The sequence below is a fragment of the Deinococcus metalli genome (assembly GCF_014201805.1).
Classification (GTDB): domain Bacteria; phylum Deinococcota; class Deinococci; order Deinococcales; family Deinococcaceae; genus Deinococcus; species Deinococcus metalli.
Genome location: NZ_JACHFK010000003.1, coordinates 387,382 through 408,256, shown reverse-complemented (window position 1 = coordinate 408,256; position 20,875 = coordinate 387,382). Strand labels below are relative to the sequence as shown.

The following is a 20,875-nucleotide window of genomic DNA, read 5'->3' as shown; positions in this document are numbered from 1 at the left end:
GTCAGACTGCGGATGGCCCCCTCTTCATGGGTGGGACGCGGTGACCGACTCCGGTTGCCCCCCGCTCACGCCCGCATTCCCCCACCCTGCTGCCTGTTCATCCACGCTGGCGGCTTGGGCGCGAAGCGGCCGAGGATGGTCTGCTGGTCGTAGGCCAGGTACGCCTCCGCCCACGGGAAGGTCTGGTTCAGCACGCGGATCGCTTCGGGGCTGCCCATGCCGTGGTCGAGCTGGTACACCACGAACTGCTCCGGCGTTTCCAGGCGCAGGTACGTGGGCATGCTGCCGGCGTGTTCGTCCAGCACGCTCTGGAATTCGCCCACGGCGTCGGGACTGGCCGTCTCCAGATCAATCGTCACGTACATGACCTTGGGCACTTCGGCGAGTTGCTCGATGCTGACGAGTTCCTCGGCAATGGCGCGCAGGCCGCCGTCCTCGCTTTCCAGTTCGACGATGACCAGGGCGGGCGTGTCGTTGACCAGCTTGTCCTGAATGCGGTCGTAGGCGCGGCTGAAGGCGACGAGTTCCGTCTGCCCGGATTCATCGGCCAGGATGAAGCGCGCCATCATGCCGCCCGACTTGGTAGGTTTCTTGACCACACTCTCGACCATTCCGGCCAGCACGGCCTTGATGCGTTTACCAGGGGCGACGTTCTGCGTCTGGAACCACGTGTCCAGATCGCTGATGCGGCAACTGGCGGCCTCGCGCAGGCCCTCGTGCTGCTCCAGCGGGTGCCCAGAGATATACAGGCCCAGGGCGTCTTTCTCGATGGCGAGGCGTTCCAGGTCGGTGTACGGGGTGATGCCGGTCTTCAGGCGGGGTTCCGGGGCGACTTCCTGCGCGCCGAACAGGGCGTCCATGCCACTGGAGGCCAGAGCGGCGGCGCCCTGCGCCCACGTCATGGAATCTTCCAGGCTCTCGGCGAGCTGCTTACGGTCTCCGAAGGCGTCGAAGGCCCCGGACTTGATCAGGCTTTCCATGGCCTTGCGGTTGCAGACCTTGTGGCCCAGGCGCGAGCAGAAGTCCGCGAGCGACTTGAAGCGCCCGGCGCGTTCGCGTTCCTCCAGGATCTTCAGCACGGCGTTCTCGCCCAGACCCTTGATGGCATACAGGCCGAACAGGATCTCCTCGCCTGCCACCGCGAAGTCGGCGGCGGAGCGGTTGATGTCCGGCGGCAGCACCCGCACGTCCATCTTGCGGGCGTCGGAGACGTACTCCGCGACCTTGTCGGAGTCCTTGCGTTCGACGGTCAGCAGGGCCGCCATGAACTCGACCGGATAATTGGCCTTGAGCCACGCGGTCTGGTACGTGATCACGCCGTACGCGGCCGAGTGGGACTTGTTGAAGCCGTAGTTGGCGAAGGCGTCCAGCAGGTCGAAGAGCTTGTTCGCCTCGTCCTTCGGAACACTATTGCCCTTGGCTCCCTCCACGAACAGGTCGCGCTGACGGGCCATCTCGGCCACGTCCTTCTTGCCCATCGCGCGGCGCAGCAGGTCGGCCCCGCCCAACGAGAATCCGGCGACTTCCGACGCGATCTGCATGATCTGTTCTTGGTACACCGGAATGCCGTAGGTCTCGGCCAGGATCTTCTCGAGGTACTGCGCGCTGGCCGGGAAGCCGTCGCGGACGTAATCGACGTCCTCCAGGCCGTGGTGGCGGCGGACGTAGGTGGGGATGTTCTCCATCGGGCCGGGGCGGTACAGCGCCGACAGGGCGATGATGTCGGCCAGGCGGCGGGGCTTGAGGCGCCGGGACGCGTCCGCGATGCCCGCGCCCTCAAGCTGGAACACGCCCTTGGTGTCGCCGCGGCTCATGAGTTCGTAGGTCTTGGCGTCGTCGAAGGGAATGGTGTCGAAGTCGATGTCGATGCCCTTGGACTCGCGCATGATCCGCCGCGCTTCGTCGAGGAACGACAGGGTGCGCAGGCCCAGGAAGTCCATCTTGATCAGGCCAATGTCCTCGACGGCCTTCATGTCGTACTGGCACACCATGCCCGCGCCCGAAGTGTCGCGCATGACCGGCACGAGGTCCGTGAGCTGCGTCTTGCCGATCACCACGCCGGCCGCGTGCACGCTGGCGTGGCGCGTCAGGCCCTCGAGCTTCTGCGCGAACTCGTAGGCTTCCAGCAGCTGCTGGTCCTCGGCGAGCATCTGCTGGATGTCCGGCACGCTGTCCCGGGCCTGCTCCAGCGAGTAGCTCTTGCCGAACTTGATGGGAATGAGCTTGGAGACCTTGTCCACCTTGGCGTACTCCAGGCCCATCACGCGCGCCACGTCCTTCAGGCACGCCTTGCTCGCCATCGTCCCGAAGGTGGCGATCTGCGCGACCTTGTCCTCGCCGTACTTGTCCTGCACGTACTGGATGACCTCGCCGCGCCGGGCATCGTTGAAGTCGATATCGAAGTCCGGCATCGAGATGCGGTCGGGGTTCAGGAAGCGCTCGAACAGCAGCTCGAACTCCAGGGGATCGAGGTTCGTGATGCGCATGGCGTACGCGACCAGCGATCCGGCGCCCGACCCACGCCCCGGTCCCACGCTGATGTCCTGGTCCTTGGCCCAGTTGATGTAGTCCGCCACGATCAGGAAGTAGTCGGGGAAGCCCATGTTGTTGATGACGCTCAGCTCGTACTCGGCGCGGCGCAGCAGCACCAGCGCGTGCTGGTGGTGGGCGCGGCACGTGGTCTCCTCCTCGCTGCCGGGGTCGAGGCGGATGGCGGTATCGCTCGCCTCGCCCTTGCTGCGCTGCCAGTCGGTGCACGCGTAGTCGGGGAGCGGCCCGGCCTCGGCTCCCTGCTCCATGACCTCCAGCGCCGGGTACTTCGTGTACTTCTCGCCGGCGGCCTTGCCACGCGCCTCCCACTCGCTGCCCATGAAGGCAATCAGGATCAGCAGGGTGTCCAGATCACAGGTGCGGGCGTCGCAGCCGCCCGTGCGCCGCGTGACCCGCTCGCGCTCCTCCGGGTCCAGGGCGGCCAGGGACCGCGCCGCGTACTCGCGCAGCAGCGCCTCGGTCACGTGGTGCGGGTAGCGCCGCAGGCTCCCGGCGTAGGTCTGTACGCGCAGTTCCTCGGCCATCGTGCGGCCCTCGGGAATGGGCAGGGCCGGCATCTGGTACACGCGCTTCTTGCCGACCGGCAGCTCCACGTTGCACATGTCCGCGACCAGGGACGTGTTGTCGAAGACCTCCGCGCCCCATTCGGCCAGCGGCAACGCGGCCTGCATCTCGGTCAGGTCCTTGACGTAGAACTCGTCGCAGGGGAACTTGAATCGGTTCTCGTCGGCCAGCGTGGCCTTCGTCTGGATGGCGAGCAGCGTCTCGTGCGCGGTCGCGTCGCTCTTCTTGACATAGTGGCCGTCGTTCGTGGCGACCATCCCGATGCCCAGCTCGTTCGCCCACGCCTTCAGGACCGGGTTGTTGCGCTTCTGCTCGGGCAGGCCGTGGTCCTGGATCTCGATGAAGTAGTTCTCGCCGAACAGCTCGCGGTACCACATCAGGCGCTTCTTCGCGTCGTCCTCGCGGCCCTGGAGCAGCAGCTGCTGCACCTCACTGCCCAGGCACCCGGAGAACGCGATCACGCCCTTGTGGTGCTCGCGCAGCAGTTCGTGGTCGATGCGGGGCTTGTAGTAGTACCCCTCGGTGTAGCCGCGGCTGCTGAGGCGGCACAGGTTCTGGTAGCCCTGGAAGTCGCGGGCCAGCAGGGTCAGGTGGAAGATGCCCTTCTCGCCGTCCTGCCCGCGCGTGCGGTCGCGGCGCGTGCCCTCGCCCGGCACCACGTAGGCCTCGTAGCCGATGATCGGCTTGACGCCCATGCCGGTCGCGTAGTTGTAGAAGTGCACCGCGCCGTGCATGTTGCCGTGGTCCGTCATGGCCAGGGCGGGCGTGCAGCCCTCGGGCGTGACTTCCTTGGCCCATTTCAGCAGGTCTTTCAGCTTGGCCGCGCCGTCCAGCAGCGAGTACTGGGTGTGCTGGTGCAGGTGCGCGAACCTGGTGGGCACGCTTCCGCCGGGTGCCGTCGTGGGCGCGCAGCAGGAGCCGTCCGGCGTGTGGATATGTGGCCCGCTCTGGGGGGCAGTCGGCTCGGGCGCGGTCATGCCCACAAGATAGGGCGGGGCCTGGCGGCGCGCTGTGATGGGTGGAGTTGACGAGCACTGCGGACCACGGCAGGCCAGTCCGTGGCGTGCGGCCGGTCACGCCACCCGGAACTGCCCCACGACCGTCTGCGTGAGGGTGGCCGTGCCGACGCTGAGTTCGAAGGTGTACTCGCCGCGAGCGAGGGCGGTGGTGTCCACCGTGACCGGGTACTGGTCGCGCTGGGCCGTGATCCGCGTGCCCGCGCCCACGGCCGGCACGCTCACGGTCCCCGCGCCCCCGGGCACCGCCGGCTGACGGCTGACCGCCAGATCAGTCACGGTCACGGCTGCGGCGTGCCACACGTCGAGCAGCAGGGCACCGGGGTGCACACGACCTGCGTCCAGGGTCACGGTGTCCGGCTGCAGGGTCACGCCGAGGTCGTGTACCGCATCGGTTCGCAGTCCCTTTTTCAGCAGGTACGTGGCCTGCCCCGCGCCGAAGATGGTGAGGATCGTCGCGCCCACGTCCGGCAGGGTCGTCTCGCTGCCCAGGAACACGGTCTCCTGCCACCCGGCCAGGGCGATCAGGTACCCGACGACCGCCACGAGGGTCACGACCAGCGACTGGAAATCCCCGAAGTCGAAGCGCCCGGCGTCGTCCGTATACAGGTTCTCCACGCGCGGCGCGTCGGCGGGCGGCTTCACCGATTGGCCCGAGTCCGCGTTGGCAGCGGTGATCACGGTCGCCAGGCCGTAGGTACCGGCGGCCAGGCCAGTCAGCGCAAGCAGGGTGGTGGGAGAGGCGATGCCCACGGCCAGCTGCAGGTTCCCGCTGGCGATCCGCCACACCAGGGTGCTGACATACCCGCCGATGAACACCAGGAACCACGCGAACATCTGGAACTGCGCGTTGCTGTAGCGGTTGTCCTTGCCCACCAGCAGACGCTTCAGGCCCGTGAAGCGCCCGCCGGGCACCATCGCCTGGATCAGGAACAGCAGCCACGCGAAGGTCAGCAGCAGGATCAGCACGCGCGGCAGGTTCCCGGAGAACACCGCGACAGGCCCCACATCGGCCACCGTTACCGGAATGGGCGTGTTCCCGCTGACGGCGGCGGAACTGGCGTCGTTGTCACAGCTGTTGATGCGGGCCGGAGGAATCTTCACCCACAGCAGACTGCCCTCGTCGAACATGGCGGCGTGCTCCTTCAGGTCGCTGCCGAGCTGCAACGTGTACGTGCAGACCTGCGGCGACGGCTGCAGCCAGTCGGCAGGACGCCAGCTCTGCCACAGCTGCACCGGGCGCAGGGTGACATCCCTGGCCGCCCCGCCACTGTTCTTCTGGTCAAAATCCGCGATCAGCTGCGCCTGGGTACCCACCGTGGACACGACTGCCACCAAGCCCGTGCTCGACACGTTGTCCACACGCACCACCACCGCACGCACGCCCGGTTCCGGATTCAGGCCGTAGGCGCGCAGGGTGGAGCTCGTGGCCGCCACCCACAGGGCCACCACCGCCACTCCCACACTGAGAAGTCCCCACACCCACCGTTCCATGCCGCCCTCCTTACCGGCTGTCCCAGCCAGTACGTCGCACGGTAGGCAGGAGGTCGTGACCAGTGCGTGACCACACCAGCGCTCTGGACAACCGGCCACTCACCAGCCCCACTTGTGAATCGTGCGCGTCCAGCTATGGCGGCGAGTCAGTGACGGCCCGAGGGGGCCGGCGGTAGACTGCCGGCATGACGAAATCCTATGACTACGACGTGCTCGTGATCGGTGCGGGCCCCGGCGGCTACCACGCCGCGATCCGCGCCGCGCAGCTGGGCCTGAAGGTCGCCTGCGCCGAGCGCGAGGCCGTGGGCGGCGTGTGCCTGAACGTGGGCTGCATTCCCACCAAGGCGCTGCTGCACGCCGGTGAGCAGATCGCGGCCGCACGGCACGCCGCCGACTTCGGCCTGACCTTCGGCAACCAGAACCTCGACATCGCCAAGCTGAACGGCTGGAAGGACGGCATCGTCAAGAAGCTCACGGGCGGCGTGAGCAGCCTGTTCAAGGCGAACAAGGTCACGCAGCTGATCGGGCAGGCCAGCTTCGTGGACGACCACACCGTGAAGGTGGGCGACAAGACGGTCACGGCCGCGAACATCATGATCGCCACCGGCTCCGAACCCGCCAAACTGCCGGGCCTGGAAGTGGATCAGGTGGGCATCGTGGACTCCACGGGCGCGCTGGTCATGCCGGACCCGGTGCCCGCGCGGATGCTGTGCGTGGGCGGCGGCGTGATCGGCTTCGAGTTCGCGCACGTGTACACGAACATGGGCAGCAAGGTGAAGGTGATCGAGTTCCTGCCGAACATCATCCCCGGCGCCGACGCCGACGCCGTGAAGGAATTCCAGAAGGCCATGACCAAGCAGGGCATCGAGATCGCCGTGCAGACCAAGGCGAACCGGGCCGAGAAGAAAGCGGACGGCATTCACGTCGAGCTGGAGAACGTCAAGACCGGCGAGAAGACCACGGAAGTCTTCGACCGCGTGCTGGTCGCGGTGGGTCGGCGTCCCCGCACGGACGGCCTGAACGCCCAGGCCGCCGGCGTGACCGTGACCGAGCGCGGGTTTATTCCCGCCGACACCAGGCAGCGCACGAACATCCCGCACATCTACTCGATCGGTGATGTGGCCGGCAATCCCATGCTGGCGCACAAGGCCATGAAAGAGGGCCTGGTCGCCGCCGAGGTCATCGCCGGCAAACCCGCCGAGCAGGACGCCGTCGCCATTCCCGGCGTCGTGTACACCAGCCCGGAACTCGCGTGGGTCGGCCTCACCGAACAGGAAGCCAAGGACAAAGGCTATGCGGTCAAGACCGGCGTGTTTCCCCTGTCGGCCTCGGGGCGCGCCATGACCCTGCAACAGACCGACGGCTTCGTGAAGATGGTTGTGGAGAAGGACACCGACCTGCTGCTGGGCGTGCACATCGTCGGGCCGCACGCCAGCGACCTGCTGGGTGAAGCCGGCCTGGCCCTGGAGATGGCCGCGACCGCCAGCGACATCGCCCTGACCATCCACGCCCACCCGACCCTGGGCGAGAGCGTGCTGGAGGCCGCCGAGGCCGTGCACAAGCAGGCGATCCATATCATGAACAGGTAATCGCCGCCCGCAGGGCCGAGCGAAGCGAGCAGCGAAAGAATCCCCGGGGCGGCCCGGGGGTTTTGCATTTACAGGACGGCGACCGGAGTAGGCGCCGTAATCAGCTGACCTACTCCATCACCCCTGACTTCAGCGAAACGAGGGGCGAGACAGCCCTGGTTTACCCCTACTGGACGGCACTCGTGGACACTACGTCTCCCCTCGTACGTCTAACCTGCCGTCAGGTTCCGGTCAGTTCTGGTCATATCTTCCACGGGCCGATCGGAGAGCCGTTACCGTGCAATTGTGAACATACCCAGTATTCCAAGGTCGGTGAAGTTGGCAGGAGCGGGCGCGGCGCTGCTTGCCCTGCTCACAGCATGTCCCAGGACGTACCCGCCCTACGTGGCCCCGCTGACGCTGAATTTCAGCTTCCCGGACACCCCGGCCTCGGCGGACCTGCGGCTGGCAGCGATCTACTTCGAGCAGGCAACGCCCGGCGGCCCGGCGGCGGTCAAGGTGCTGAGCATGGGGTACGTGGGCGGCTCCGGCGGGAGCGGGGCGAGCGTGAATACTGCGACCCTGAGCCTATACGCGGACAGCCTGAACACGGTGAAGTCGAATCCGCTGTGCATCTCGGCGTTCAAGACGGGAGAGGCCTCCGGCATGCAGAGTGTGGTGGTGTCGCCGGACACTGTGAAGACCTGCAATGTCTACTTCACGCTGTTCCGGGACCGCAACAGCAACAACTCGCCGGAAAGCACCGAGGAGCTGTACCTCACGCACGACATCTACAGCTACGCCAACAGCGCGTTCACGTACTCGTTCACCAGCCCGGACAGCCGGTCCACCGAGTCGGGCACGCGGACGAACGGCTGGAGCCTGGTGCGGCACGAGGTGCTGCAGCCCACGGCCACACCGGACCGGTACGTGGTGAGCATGAACTCGGTGCCCACGGCGGACCTGGGCATCGCGATCCGCATGCATGTGGACAGTGACCGCCTGACGAGCATGGGTGTCCGCGGGGGGTTGAAATGAAACGGGTGCTGATGACGGGCGTGCTGGGGCTGCTGCCCCTGGGGCTGATGGCGTGTAGCGCGGCGCCGGCCACGCCAGATGGTGGCCGGCCGCCGCTGCCGACCGGAGCGGAGGTGCGCTTCCCGGCCGCGCCGGCGAACGCGTACCTGAACCTGCTGACCGACAGCGGCACGAGCGTGTACCAGATCGGCGTGCCGGTCGGAAACACCTCGGTCCCGGTCGATCCGGCCAAGTGGACGGCCACGGCGTCGCAGGCGGTACCGGTCGAGACGCTGCTGCCGGCGGGCGTGGTGGGCACCCCGACGGTCAGCCCGGCCGGCACGAAAGTGCTGCTGCTGCACTGGCTGATGTGGCAGGACAAGAACACCAACGGCACGCGCGACGCAGGCGAAAATCTGGCCCTGCTGAGCCACGACCGGGTGGCGTATGCCAGCGCGGCGGTCACGGTGGACTTCACGACGGCCGAGCCGAACATGCACCAGACCTGGACGCTGAGCAGCGGCTGGTCGCGCGCCGAGCACTACGTGTTCCTGCCGCGCGACACGGCCACGTACCAGCGCACGCTGAGCAGCAGCGCCGTGTACCGCACGACCCTGCACCTGCCCACGCCCGAAACCAGCCAGTAAGCATCGGTGGGGCAACCGGGAGGGCCTCGCGCGGCTGCTCCCGGTTCTCGCGCTGTCTGGCCGGCTGTCCCCGCCCGGCTCCCCCCTATGGAGGCGCACCACATGGCGCGCAGCGGGGGTGGATACTGTGCTCGGAATGCCTTCTGCCAAGCGTGCGCCCCACCCCATCATCGAGGACGTCTCCCGTTGGCTGGTGCAGGACGAGCCCGTTCAGGAGCCCGAGGGGTTCTACGAACCCGAGAAGAAGGCGCAGGCCCGGCACCAGACGCACCCGTGGTGGAAGGTGATGTGCCTGACGGGCGTGGACTATTTCTCCACGCTGGGCTACCAGCCGGGCATCGCGGCGCTGGCGGCGGGCGCGCTGTCGCCCATCGCCACGCTGGTGCTGGTGCTGGTCACGCTATTCGGGGCGCTGCCGATGTACCGCCGCGTGGCCGAACAGAGCCCGCACGGCGACGGCTCGATCAGCATGCTGGAGCGCCTGCTCACGTACTGGCCGGGCAAGTTCCTGGTGCTCACCCTGATCGGTTTCGTGGCCACGGGCTTCATCATCACGATCACGCTGTCGGCGGCCGACGCGGCGGCGCACATCACGGAAAACCCGTTCATGAAGCCGCTGGTGGGCGGGCACGAGATCCTGGTGACGCTGCTGCTGATCCTGCTGCTGGGCATGGTGTTCATCAAGGGCTTCAAGGAAGCGATCGGCATCGCGGTGGTGCTGGTGGCGGTGTACCTGGGCCTGAGCGCGGTCGTGATCGGCCAGTCGGCCGCGATGATCGGCGCGCAGCCGCACGTGATCGGGGACTGGCTGGGCGCGCTGCAGCAGGGGTACGCGTCGCCGCTGGCCGTGGTCGGCGCGGCGCTGCTGGTGTTCCCGAAGCTGGCGCTGGGCCTGTCGGGCTTCGAGACGGGCGTGGTGGTCATGCCGCTGATCAAGGGCGATCCGGGCGACACCGAGGCCGAGCCCGTCGGGCGCATCCGCAACGGCAAGCGCCTGCTCACCACGGCCGCGCTGCTGATGAGCGTGTTCCTGATCGCGAGCAGCGTGGTCACGACCCTGCTGATTCCCGCGCCGCTGTTCCAGCCGGGCGGTGAGGCGAACGGCCGCGCCCTGGCGTACCTGGCGCACGAGCACCTGGGCGGGCTGCTGGGCACGGCCTACGACGTCAGCACCATCGGCATCCTGTGGTTCGCGGGGGCGTCGGCCATGGCGGGCCTGCTGAACATCGTGCCGCGCTACCTGCCGCGCTACGGCATGGCCCCGGAGTGGAGCCGCGTGCACCGGCCGCTGGTGCTGATCTTCGTGCTGATCTGCGTGGTGGTCACCCTGGCGTTCCGCGCGAACGTGGACAACCAGGCGGCCGCCTACGCCACGGGCGTGCTCGCCATGATGACCAGCGCGGCAGTCGCGGTGGCCCTGAGTGCGGCGCGCCGACGCCAGCGGGGCCGGGCGTGGGCCTTCGGCGTGATCAGCGCGATCTTCGTGTACACCAGCGCCGTCACAGTGATCAGCAACCCGCAGGGCCTGTACATCGCGGCGCTGTTCATCGTGCTGGTGCTGGCGGTGGGCATCAGCTCGCGGGTGTCGCGGTCGTTCGAGCTGCGGGTCAGCAGCGTGCAGCTCGACGAATCGGCCATCCGGCTGCTCAAGGCGTCCCCGATCCGGCCTCTGCGGCTGGTGTCGCACTACCCAGGCCGCTCTTCGGAGGAGGAGTACCGCAAGCAGGAGATGCGCGTGCGCCAGATGGTGCACCTGCCGCCTGAGCAGCCGTTCATCTTCCTGGAGGTCGAGGTCGACGACGCGAGCGAGTTCACCGACGTGGTGGAGGTCACGGGCTTTCAAGTGGGGGCATACGGAGTGCTCAAGGCGACGGGCTCCAGCGTGCCGAACACGATTGCGGCGGTGATGCTGCACCTGCGCGGCAAGGGCGCGCCGCCGCAGGTGTACATGCGCTGGTCCGAGCAGAGCCCGCTGCCCCTGGCGCTGGATTTCGTGATCGGCGGGCGCGGCGACGTGCCGCCCCTGACGCGCGAGATCCTGCGGCGCGCCGAACCCGACCGGGACCGCCGGCCGATCGTGCACGTGGGCGGGTGACGCCGGAACGCGTCACGGTCATGGTATGACGGTCGTCATACACTGGGGGGCCTGACCTGAACGGCAGGTCGACGGAACGCCGAGGTTCCGGGAGGATGCAGCGTGGCACGCTACCCGAAGGACCATCGTCAACACACGCGCGAGCGGATCGTGCAGGCGGCCACCGAGGCCTTCAAGACCGAGGGCATCGACGGCGTCGGCGTCGCCCGGGTGATGGGCAAGGCGGGCCTCACCCACGGCGGGTTCTACGCGCATTTTCAGAGCAAGGACGAACTCGTGGGCGAGGTGCTCGCGGGCGGCCTAGACGCCGCCGTGCATCCACGGGTCCAGGCCGCCCGCGAGGCCGGCGAGGGACTGGCAGGCGTCGTGCGAGGGTACGTCAACCGCGCGCACCGCGACCATCCGGCCACCGGCTGCGTCCTGCCCGCCCTGAGCGGCGAGGTGGCCCGGCAGCCGCAGGCGGTGCGCGGCGCCCTGACCGCCTCGCTGGAACGCCTGATCGCCGACATGAGTGAGCTGTCCACGGCGCCGGATGCGGCGGCCCGCCGTGCCGACGCCCTAGCGACCCTGGCCGGCATGGTGGGCGCGCTGGCCCTGTCGCGCGCCGTGTGCGACCCGGCTCTGAGTGACGAGGTACTGAAGGCCACCCGCGACGAACTGATGCGCCGGCACACGCCCGGCACCGGCTAGATCTCCTGACGGACGGCGGCCCATCCTGCATCTGGGATGGGCCGCCCTGCCGTGGCCGCCTCCCCCTTCCATTTATATGATGGTCATCATACTCTGGGGCATGACCGCTCCCCGCGCCGATTCTGCATCGCTCCAGCGGGCCACCCTGACGGCCAGTTCCCTGGCGGTGATCGTGGTCATGCTGAACGTGTCCATCGTGAATCCAGCGCTGCCCACGCTGGGGCGCGTCTTCGGCGTGGGAGCGCACGACGTGCCGTGGGTGGCGAACGTGTACAACATCGTCTTCGCGGCCATGCTGCTGGCGGGCGGCCTGCTGGGTGACCGCTTCGGGTTCCGGCGCGTGCTGCTGGCCGGGCTCACGCTCGGCGTGGTCGGCGCCACCATCAGCGCCCTGGCCCCCAGCTTCGGCGTGATCCTGGCCGGACGGGCCCTCCAAGGACTCAGCTCCGCCGTGATCCAGCCCGCGACCCTGGTGCTGCTCACGCTGGCCTTCACCGACGGCGCCGCCCGTGCCCGCGCCATCGGCCTGTGGGCGGGCGTGTCTGGACTGGGCATCGCCGTGGGCCCTCTGCTGGGCGGCACCATCATCGACACGCTCGGCTCCGCCGCCGTGTTCTGGACGGTGGCCGCGACAGCGCTGGGCACGCTGCTCTTCACGGCCCGGCGCACCCGCGAACTGGCGCCGCCCCGGCCCCGGCCCATCGACGTTCCCGGCGTGATCTTGGCGGTTACGGCCCTCGCCACGCTCGCCTACGGCCTGTCCCAGGGCAACGTGCTGGGCTGGAGTTCCGCGCCGGTGCTCGCCTGCGTGGGTACGGCCCTGCTCGCCGCCGCCCTGTTCGTGGCCGTGGAGGGCCGCAGTCCCCACCCGCTGGTGGACCTGACCCTGTTCCGCCACCGGGCGTTCACCACCGCGAACGTCGGCTCGCTCGTCGCGTCGTTCGGGCCGTTCGGGCTGCTGGTGTTCATCACGCTGTTTCTCCAGGGCGTCGAGCACGTCTCCGCCACGCGCGCCGGCCTCATCACCGCGCTGTTTCCCATCGGGATCGGTGTGGCGTCCCCGCTCGGCGGGCGGCTGGTCTCACGCATCGGCGTGCGCGGGGTCGGAGCGGGCGGCCTGGCCCTGATCGGCGTGGGCCTGCTGCTGGTGCTGGGCCTGCGCGTGGGCGCGTCCCCGGTGATCCTGGCCGCCGAGTTTTTCGTCATGGGCGTGGGCACCGGCTTCGCGAACAGCGCCCTGACGACCGCCACGGTCAGCAGCGCCCCGGCCGCACAGGCCAGTCAGGCCTCCAGCGTCCTCGCCGCCATGCGGCAGATGGGCGTCGCCCTCGGCATTGCCACGTGGGGCGCCCTGATCGCCCGCAGCGGCGACGGCAGCGTGGGCTTCCTGGCCGGCCTGCACAGCGCGGCCGTCGTGATCGGCGCGGTGGTGCTCGCGGGCGCGGCCGGCGTGTGGATCGGGCTGTCGAGCCCGGCAGGCGCCGCGGCGGCCCGGCCGGCGAACGAGGGCACCTGATCTCCGTCCCCCCACCTCACAGCCCCGCCCCATTCCAGGAGACCCACCATGCCCATGATCGATGTCACCGCGCCCGCCGGACTGTTCGCCGACAAGCACGCCCTCGCCGTCGCCCTCTCGCAGGCCGTCATGCGATGGGAGGGCGTACCGGATCTGGCCCTGTTCCGCGACAACACCGCCGCCTTCATCCATGAACTCGACCCGGACGCCTTCGGCACGGCCGGCGGAGACCGCCGCATGGTGCGCGTGCACGTGCTCACGCCGGTGGGCACGCTCGACCGCGCCAAGCAGCTCGGCGTGGTGACCGATCTCACGCGGCTCGTCGCGCAGGCCGCCGGGGACGACACCCTCGCCGCGCGCACGTGGGTCACGCTGTCCGAATCGCCGGACGGCGGCTGGGGCATCGCCGGGCATGCCCACACCAACGAGGAGATCGTCCTCGCGGCCCGCAGGGAACTCGCCGGGGGCTAGGCTCCGGTCCGGCGTCCTCCCCTCACGGACATGGCGGCCGGGGCGACCCTACACTGCCGATATGCCGACGTCCCTGTCCGACCGTCTGAGTGCCGACCTGGGCAGCCTGCGCGACCAGGGGCTGCTGATCCACCCGCGCGTGCTGGACAGCGCCAGCCGCGCCCGCACGCGCGTGGACGGGCGGGAGGTCGTGAACCTCGCCAGCAACAACTACCTGGGCTTCGCGGACCACCCGGCCCTGAGGGCCAAGGCCGCCGAGTACCTGGAGGCGTGGGGGGCCGGGGCCGGCGCGGTGCGAACGATTGCGGGAACGCTCCGCATCCATGAGGAGTTCGAGGCCCAACTGGCCGAGTTCAAGCACACCGGCAGCGCCCTGGTGCTGCACAGCGGCTTCACCACCAACCAGGGCGTGCTGGGCGCCCTGCTGCGCGAGGGGGACGTGGTGATCAGCGACGAGCTGAACCACGCCAGCATCATTGACGGCCTGCGCCTGACCAAGGCGACGAAGAGGGTCTACAAGCACGCCGACCCGGCTGACCTGGAGCGCCTGCTGCGGGAGAACGACACGGACGGCCTGAAACTCGTCGTGACCGACGGCGTGTTCTCCATGGACGGCGATGTGGCGCCGCTGGACCGACTGGTGGAGGTCGCCCGGCGGTACGGCGCGGTCACGTACGTGGACGACGCGCACGGCAGCGGCGTGCTGGGCGCGCAGGGACGCGGCACCGTGCACCACTACGGCCTTGAAGACGCCGACGACGTGATCCAGGTGGGTACGCTGAGCAAGGCGTGGGGCGGCGTGGGCGGCTACGCGGCCGGGCACGCGGACCTGCGCGAGCTGCTGATCAACCGCGCCCGGCCCTACCTGTTCTCGACCGCGCAGGCGCCCGCCACCGTCGGGGCACTGAGCGCCGCGCTGACCGAGGTGCAGCGCGACCCCACACTGATGGAACGCCTGTGGGACAACACCCGGTACTTCAAGACCGAGCTGCAGGGCCTGGGCTTCGACACCTTCGGCAGCACCACGCCGATCACGCCCGTCATCTTCGGGGAGGCGCCGGCCGCGTTCGAGGCGAGCCGCCGGCTGTTCGACCGGGGCGTGTTCGCGGTCGGCCTGGGCTTCCCGACGGTGCCGCGCGGCCTGGCGCGGATCCGCAACATCGTGACCGCCGAGCACACGCGGGACGACCTGGACCACGCCCTGGAGGCCTACGCCGAGGTCGGGCGGTCGCTGGGGATCATCTCCTGATCACCTACCGCGTGCGCGCGTGGCCCGACCTGACCGCGCTGGGCGCACTCCGGCGAGCCGCGTGGGGCGGACATGACGACGGCGCGGCGTGGCGGGCCGTGCTGGAGCACTCCCTGACGTGGATCACCGCCCACGACGGCGACGCCCTGGTGGGCTTCGTGAACGTCGCGTGGGACGGGGGCGCGCACGCCTTCCTGCTCGACACGACGGTGCATCCGGCGGCGCAGCGGCGCGGCGTCGGCGGGGAGCTGGTGCGGCGGGCCGCGCAGGCCGCGCGGGAGCACGGCGGGGTGGAGTGGCTGCACGTGGACTACGAGCCGCACCTGCACGGCTTCTACGCGGCGTGCGGCTTCACGCCCACCCCGGCCGGGCTGCTCAGACTGACGTAACGCTTCCCGTCTGTCCCGGCGCCTCCCCTCTATCATCGGCTCCATGACGAACCGGCCGCCCGTGGGCGACAGGCAGGACAAGGCCCAGGACGTGCGGGACATGTTCGCCAGCATCGCGCCCCGTTACGACCTGCTGAACCGGGTGCTGAGCCTCGGGGTGGACCGGGGCTGGCGCCGCGCCGCCGCGCAGGAGGCGCTGGCGCTGACCCCCCGGCGGGTGCTGGACGTGGCGACCGGCACCGCCGACTTCGCGCTGGAACTCAAGGTGCGGGCGCCGGGGGCGGAGGTGATCGGCTCGGATTTCGTGCCCCAGATGCTCGACCTGGGCCGTGAGAAGGCGCGGGCGCGTCACCTGGACATCCGGCTGGAGGAGGGCGACGCGCTGGACCTCCCCTACCCGGACGGGCACTTCGACACGGTCACGTGCGCGTTCGGGTTCCGGAACTTTGCGGATTACGCGCGCGGTCTCGAGGAGTTCTGGCGGGTGCTCGCGCCGGGCGGCCGGGCCGTGATCCTGGAGTTCCCGCCGCCCCGCCCGGGGCTGCTGGGCAGCGCGTTCCGTGTGTACTTCCAGCACGTGCTGCCGCGCATCGGCGGTCTGATCAGCGGGAACGCCGGCGCGTACACCTACCTGCCGGAGAGCGTCCTGGCCTTTCCGCCCCCCGAAGCCCTCGCGCAGCTGATGCGGGCCACCGGGTTCCGCACCCGCCACCGCCTGCTGACCTTCGGCATCGCGGCGATCCACGTGGGCGACAAGACCTGACCGGGGCCGTCTCCTACGCCCCGGCCGCCGGTTTCTCCAGCCGGACGACCATCATCTGATCCACGTGCGCGAGCAGGTGGCCGTCCGCGCCGAACTCGGCCCCGATGGCCGCCTGCTCGGCCGGCGTGAGCGTGGCCACGGAGTCGCGCAGTTCCTGCACGGCGTCCAGGCTGGTGCCGCTCTGGGCCGTCCACCACGCGAAGTCCAGGCGGTAGGGCACCACGGTCTGAACGGCCCAGCGAAGCCCCGCTCCCTCGGCCAGGTCACGCCACGCGGCGACCGTGCGCTGCTGGACGTGGCTGGGATCGCGCCGCCGCTGGTACATGTCGATCCACGGCTGAAGCTCCGGCGTGGGGCTGATCTGGTCGGCGACCACCAGCCGGCCGCCGGGCGTCAGGACGCGGTGGGCCTCGGCCAGGAAGCGGCCCAGGTCATGGAAGTGGTGCGGCGCGTGCCGCGACGTGACCAGCGTGAAGGACGCATCCGGAAAGGGCAGGGCCTCCGCGCTGCCGACCACGAAGGTGGCGTTGCGCTGGCCCTCGGCCGAAGCCCGGGCGCGGGCGTGCTCGAGCATCCCCTCAGCCAGGTCCAGGCCGGTCACGCGGGCCACGTGCGGCGCCAGGGCCAGCGCCGTGTTGCCGGTGCCGGTCGCCACGTCCAGCGCGTCGTCGTTCGGCCCGGGCGCAGCGAAGTCGAGCAGCACGGGCAGGCTGGCGCCGGAGCGGTGCACCTCGCTCGCGGCGTACTTGTCGGCGTGGGCGTTGAACTGTGTGGCGCTGGACGTCGGGTCGCTCATGCCCGGAGTGTGCGCCCGATCTGGGCATATCTCCAAATCGGCGTGCCGGGCATGGGGTATAAGCGGAGGTAATGGCCTCGCTGGACGGGTTCCGGGTGTTCGTCGCGGTGTACCGCACGGGCAGCGTGAGCGGCGCGGCCCGTGAACGCCACCTGACGCAGCCGGCGGTGAGCGCCCAGCTCGCGGCGCTCGAAGCGCGGGTGGGCGAGCCGCTGTTCACGCGCACGCCGCGCGGCGTGGTGCCCACCGAGCGCGGCAAGCTGCTGTACGCGCAGGTGGCCGACAGCGTGGACCGCCTCGCCCTGGCGGACCAGGGGCTGCGGCGGCCCGGCCGCTCGGTCCTCACGCCGCTGCGCCTGGGCATGACGCCGGAGGTGCTGCACGGCCTGGCCCTGCCCCGCGTGGCCCGGCTGGACCGCGCGCTGCACGTGACCTTCGGCCCGGACCGCGACGTGCTGGCCGCGCTCGGGGCGGGCACGCTGGACGCCGCGCTGGTGACGACCGCGCCGGAGGGCCGGCACCTCAGCGCGCAGGAGGTGGCGCCGGTGCCCTACGCGCTGATCGGCCCGGCCGGGTGGCGGGCGGACGTGCCGGACACGCTGGCGGACCTGGCCGCGTGGCTGAATGCCCGGTCGTGGGTGAGTTACAGCGTGGAGCTGCCGATCACGCGGCGGTTCTTCACGGGCGTGCTGGGCGCGCGCTTCGCGGCCCGGCAGGCGCTGGTCGCGCCGGACCTGCGGGCGGTGGTGCGGGCCGTGGCGCTGGGCCTGGGCGCGAGCGTGGTGCCGGCCTACGCCGCGCAGGAGGCCCTGGACGCCGCCCAGGTGGCCGAGCTGTGGCCGGTGCACGCCCTGATCCCGGCCGCCCGCTGGTCCGTGGTCGTGCGCACAGCGGACGAGGAGCGCGCGGATCTACTGGCGCTGGTGGCCGCCCTGAAACGCTGAACCCGCCGGGCAGCGCTTGCCCGGCGGGTCATGGCGACCGGCCCCTCAGTTCAGGGACTTGATCCAGGCGTGGATGTTGGTGATGTCGCTGTCGCTGATCTGCTCGCTGGTGAAGCGCGGCATGATGGTGTTCAGGGTCTTTTCGGGCGTCTTGCCCTCACGCAGCGCGGTGATCATCTGGGCGTCGGTCCAGGCCTTGGGGCCGTCGGCGGTGGTCAGGTTGGGACCGACGCCGCCCTTGGCCTCGGCGCCGTGGCAGCCCGCGCAGTTGCTCGCAAACACCGTTGCCCCCGCCTTCGCGTCGCCCGCGGAAGCACTCTCGCCCGACGCTCCCGCCGACGCGGCGGTGCCAGCGACCGCCGACTCCGACCCGCCGCTGGCCGCGCTGCCCGAAGCCATGTTGCCCGAGTTCATATCGCCCGACGCTCCCGAGCTCGTGTCTCCCGAGGCGGTGGTGCCGCTGCCCATGCTCCCCTCGGCCGCGCTGCCGGAGCCGGCCGCTCCCGACGCCTCGGTGCCTGCACTCCCGCTGGCGCTGCTCGCGGACCCCTCGCCGGACGTGGCGGCGGTGCCTGTCGTGCCCGCCGCGCTGCCCGTGGTGGACGACTCCGTACCGGCGGCCGGGGCGGGCGCGGCGCGGCGCATCACGAGCGGCGTGGCGATCAGCAGGGCGACTCCCAGAATCACGCCCAGCGTGACCCCGAGCGCCCAGGACAGCACATCACCGGCGATCCATCTGCTGTGCGGCGTTCTGTTCATGCCGCCCAGCATACGACGGGCCGGTCAGGAAGCGTGTCCCGCACGGCCTTGACCGTCTGCCCACACTCCGCGGCGTGTCACGGCGGTGGGGGGCGTCACAGCAGCGGCGCGGGCGGCAGCGTACGCTCCGGCGCGTCGTCCGGCCACCACTGCAGGGCGTCCAGGTCGCAGCGACCGCTGTCGTCGAAGGCCACGCCCTCGGCGCGCAGCAGGCCCTCCTGCACGTCCCCGAAGCCGATCTTGTGGGTGCTGACGCGGCCCTGGGCATTGATCACGCGGTGCCACGGCAGCGGCGTGTGCCCCAGCAGGCCGTTCAGGACCTGCCCGGCCTGCCGCGCCGCGCCGGGCGTGCCGGCCAGCAGCGCGAGTTGTCCGTAGGTCATCACACGCCCCTGTGGAATACGGGCCACCAGCGCCAGGACACGCTCCTGAAAACCGCGCTCCACGTCAGCGGCCGCTGGCCGTGACGCCCGTGACCAGCGCGTCGCGGATGCCCTGTGCGATCCCCACGGCGACCCGGTCAAGGTAATTGGCGTCTTTCAGGTTCAGGCCGTCCACCGGGTGGCTGGCGTACCCGATCTCGATCAGCGCGGCGGGAATGCGGCTGTTGCGCAGCACCGACAGCGACTGGCTGTTCTTGAGGCCCTGGTCGAAGGCCCCGGTCACGCCCACCACGTCGCGCTGCAGCAGGCCGGCGAGGGCGCTGGAGCGCGGGTGGTTGGGGTTCCACCACGTCTCCACACCGTAGCCGCGCAGGGCGTTCCTGGGTTCCATGGCGTTCACGTGGATGCTCACGAACAGCTGCGTGCCGGCCGAGCCCATGCCGGCGCGCATCTGGAGGTCCGTGGCCTTGACCGCGTTCAGCTGGCGGTCTGTGTCGCGCGTCAGGACGACCTCCACGCCCGCACCCGCGAGCAGGTCGCGCACGCGCAGGGCCACGGCCAGCGTGACGTCCTTCTCCACGACGGCGCCCACCGCGCCCGGATCGGTCCCGCCGTGGCCCGGATCGATCACCACACGCGGCTTGACGTACGACGGCACCAGCGCCAGGATCGCCAGTCCGGTGCTGGCCGGGACGGGCGGCACGGCCGCGATCACGCGCTGTGCGGGCAGCAGAGGCGTCAGGTCGGCCAGCGCGGGCGACAGGTCGATGACCAGTCGGGAACGGTCGCCGCTGGCGGGCGGGAGCAGCTGGGCACGCCACCCGCTGCGCGACGCCGTGGGCGCAGCGGTCTGGAGCGTCACGGTGACGCCGGCCAGGGTGCGGTCGTACTGCCACGCACTCAGTTCCGGGCTCACGTTCTGCGCGCGCTGCGGCGTGGCGTCCACACCACTCAGTTCCACGCGCAGGGCCGGGCCGCCCGGCACGATGCGGTACGCGGCGCCGGGCGGCAGTTCCAGCACCACGCGCGTCTGACCGGGGTTCTTGCCGATCCGGGGCGCGCCGAGCACGCTGCCGGGCACAGCCCGCCCGGACACCCGCCCGGTCACGTCGCTGGGCTGGTCGGCGGCCACGGCGGGCAGGGCCGGGGCCGGCGGCAGGGCCGTGCCGATCTGTGCGGGCGCGACCGAGTCTCCCGGGGGCGCGCTGTCCATCAGGCTGGACGTGGCGGCCGTGGCGGTGGAGACCGGCGCAGTGGCGGCTGACGCAGGCGCCGGGGAGGCCGCAGCCCCGGTGGCCGCAGTGGTGGCGACGGGAGCGGAGGCCGGGGGCGTCAGGGGCGCGTTCAGCACAGCCTGGGCCTCGGGCGTGGTGGTCGCGGCGGCGCGCAGCGTGCCCTGCAGAGCGTCGCTGGGACCGCCGCTGAGGGTCGGGCCGATCTCCAGGATCAGGACGCGGGTGCCGGTCGCCAGGGTGGCCTCGCTGGCACGCCAGCCCTCGGTCATGGACAGGGGAAAGGGGGTGATCAGTGTGACCTGACCACCCCCGGCGCGGTACTCGCTGACGCTGCTGCCTGCCCGCGACGCCACGGACGGCAGCACGCGCGCGCCCTGCACGTCCACCCGCAGGCCGGTGAAGGTGGGCGTGAGGGTGTAGGTCACGCCGGTCTGGAGGTCGAAGACGACGCGCGTGACGCTGCCGGCGCTGCTGAAGCGCGGCTGGCCAAAGGTGGCGTTCTGCACGCCGGTGAGGTTCAGGGGGGGAGACGCGGCGGGCGTGCTCCCCGGCGCGGGCACGGCCGACTGGGCCGCCGCCATGCCCACGAGCAGAAGCGCGGATGAGAGCATGATGGCTGTTCCCTTCATGACGCTCCATTCTTGCCGGCCAGCACGTGAGAAGCGACCGGCCGCCCTCACAGTTCCCGCGGCCAGGACGGAGGAAACGCCCACACGCAACGAAACTGAC

General features: G+C 70.4%; 17 protein-coding genes. 11 read left to right on the top strand and 6 right to left on the bottom strand.

Going from position 1 to position 20,875, the window contains the following annotated elements:
* Nucleotides 1-65: 65 nt before the first annotated feature.
* Both dnaE and HNQ07_RS09005 read right to left on the bottom strand, forming a co-directional pair.
* A complete protein-coding gene (gene dnaE, locus HNQ07_RS09010; protein WP_184110849.1) occupies nucleotides 66-4,091 on the bottom strand; it encodes a DNA polymerase III subunit alpha in 4,026 nt (1,341 codons plus the stop codon).
* A 96-nt stretch (nucleotides 4,092-4,187) separates the two neighbouring features.
* Nucleotides 4,188-5,624, bottom strand: a complete 1,437-nt coding sequence (locus HNQ07_RS09005) for a hypothetical protein (protein ID WP_184110847.1) — start codon at nucleotides 5,622-5,624, stop codon at nucleotides 4,188-4,190.
* Between the two features lie 185 nt (nucleotides 5,625-5,809).
* Here HNQ07_RS09005 and lpdA point away from each other — a divergent pair, with 185 nt between their 5' ends.
* From lpdA to ubiE, 10 genes are all read left to right on the top strand, one after another.
* Complete coding sequence (gene lpdA / locus HNQ07_RS09000) at nucleotides 5,810-7,213, top strand: dihydrolipoyl dehydrogenase (RefSeq protein WP_184110844.1); 1,404 nt, start codon at nucleotides 5,810-5,812, stop codon at nucleotides 7,211-7,213.
* A gap of 384 nt (nucleotides 7,214-7,597) precedes the next feature.
* Nucleotides 7,598-8,230, top strand: a complete 633-nt coding sequence (locus HNQ07_RS08995; RefSeq protein ID WP_184110842.1) for a hypothetical protein — start codon at nucleotides 7,598-7,600, stop codon at nucleotides 8,228-8,230.
* Nucleotides 8,227-8,856 carry a hypothetical protein gene (locus HNQ07_RS08990; protein WP_184110840.1) on the top strand — a complete coding sequence of 210 codons (630 nt, stop codon included), beginning with the start codon at nucleotides 8,227-8,229 and terminating at the stop codon, nucleotides 8,854-8,856. The genes HNQ07_RS08995 and HNQ07_RS08990 overlap by 4 nt, the downstream gene beginning before the upstream one ends.
* Nucleotides 8,857-8,992: 136 nt before the next feature.
* A complete protein-coding gene (locus tag HNQ07_RS08985) occupies nucleotides 8,993-10,951 on the top strand; it encodes an APC family permease (RefSeq protein ID WP_221274866.1) in 1,959 nt (652 codons plus the stop codon).
* A 102-nt stretch (nucleotides 10,952-11,053) separates the two neighbouring features.
* Nucleotides 11,054-11,641: a TetR/AcrR family transcriptional regulator gene (locus HNQ07_RS08980; protein ID WP_184110839.1), complete on the top strand. Its 588-nt coding sequence runs from the start codon at nucleotides 11,054-11,056 to the stop codon at nucleotides 11,639-11,641.
* Between the two features lie 100 nt (nucleotides 11,642-11,741).
* A complete protein-coding gene (locus HNQ07_RS08975) occupies nucleotides 11,742-13,157 on the top strand; it encodes an MFS transporter (protein ID WP_184110838.1) in 1,416 nt (471 codons plus the stop codon).
* Between the two features lie 48 nt (nucleotides 13,158-13,205).
* Nucleotides 13,206-13,628, top strand: coding sequence for a tautomerase family protein (locus HNQ07_RS08970; RefSeq protein ID WP_184110837.1), 423 nt, complete (start codon nucleotides 13,206-13,208; stop codon nucleotides 13,626-13,628).
* 61 nt (nucleotides 13,629-13,689) lie between these two features.
* Nucleotides 13,690-14,877, top strand: coding sequence for a glycine C-acetyltransferase (locus tag HNQ07_RS08965; protein WP_184110836.1), 1,188 nt, complete (start codon nucleotides 13,690-13,692; stop codon nucleotides 14,875-14,877).
* A gap of 11 nt (nucleotides 14,878-14,888) precedes the next feature.
* Entirely contained in the window at nucleotides 14,889-15,266 is a 378-nt protein-coding gene (locus HNQ07_RS08960; protein WP_229831874.1) for a GNAT family N-acetyltransferase, read from the top strand.
* A 43-nt stretch (nucleotides 15,267-15,309) separates the two neighbouring features.
* On the top strand, nucleotides 15,310-16,029 hold the full coding sequence (ubiE, locus tag HNQ07_RS08955) for a bifunctional demethylmenaquinone methyltransferase/2-methoxy-6-polyprenyl-1,4-benzoquinol methylase UbiE (protein WP_184110835.1): 720 nt from the start codon (nucleotides 15,310-15,312) through the stop codon (nucleotides 16,027-16,029).
* Between the two features lie 13 nt (nucleotides 16,030-16,042).
* Here the strand turns inward: ubiE and HNQ07_RS08950 are convergent, their stop codons facing one another.
* The gene (locus HNQ07_RS08950) at nucleotides 16,043-16,825 is read right to left on the bottom strand and encodes a class I SAM-dependent methyltransferase (RefSeq protein ID WP_184110834.1); all 783 of its coding nucleotides are present in this window, start codon (nucleotides 16,823-16,825) and stop codon (nucleotides 16,043-16,045) included.
* 71 nt (nucleotides 16,826-16,896) lie between these two features.
* On the opposite strand from HNQ07_RS08950, the gene HNQ07_RS08945 reads away from it, so the two are divergent.
* Entirely contained in the window at nucleotides 16,897-17,769 is an 873-nt protein-coding gene (locus HNQ07_RS08945; protein WP_184110832.1) for a LysR family transcriptional regulator, read from the top strand.
* 45 nt (nucleotides 17,770-17,814) lie between these two features.
* Here the strand turns inward: HNQ07_RS08945 and HNQ07_RS08940 are convergent, their stop codons facing one another.
* The 3 genes from HNQ07_RS08940 to HNQ07_RS08930 all read right to left on the bottom strand — a co-directional run bounded on the left by HNQ07_RS08940 (nucleotide 17,815) and on the right by HNQ07_RS08930 (nucleotide 20,775).
* The gene (locus tag HNQ07_RS08940; protein WP_184110830.1) at nucleotides 17,815-18,528 is read right to left on the bottom strand and encodes a c-type cytochrome; all 714 of its coding nucleotides are present in this window, start codon (nucleotides 18,526-18,528) and stop codon (nucleotides 17,815-17,817) included.
* 95 nt (nucleotides 18,529-18,623) lie between these two features.
* Nucleotides 18,624-18,974 carry an MGMT family protein gene (locus HNQ07_RS08935; RefSeq protein ID WP_184110828.1) on the bottom strand — a complete coding sequence of 117 codons (351 nt, stop codon included), beginning with the start codon at nucleotides 18,972-18,974 and terminating at the stop codon, nucleotides 18,624-18,626.
* Nucleotide 18,975: 1 nt separating this feature from the next.
* A complete protein-coding gene (locus HNQ07_RS08930) occupies nucleotides 18,976-20,775 on the bottom strand; it encodes an N-acetylmuramoyl-L-alanine amidase family protein (RefSeq protein ID WP_184110826.1) in 1,800 nt (599 codons plus the stop codon).
* Nucleotides 20,776-20,875 lie beyond the last annotated feature (100 nt).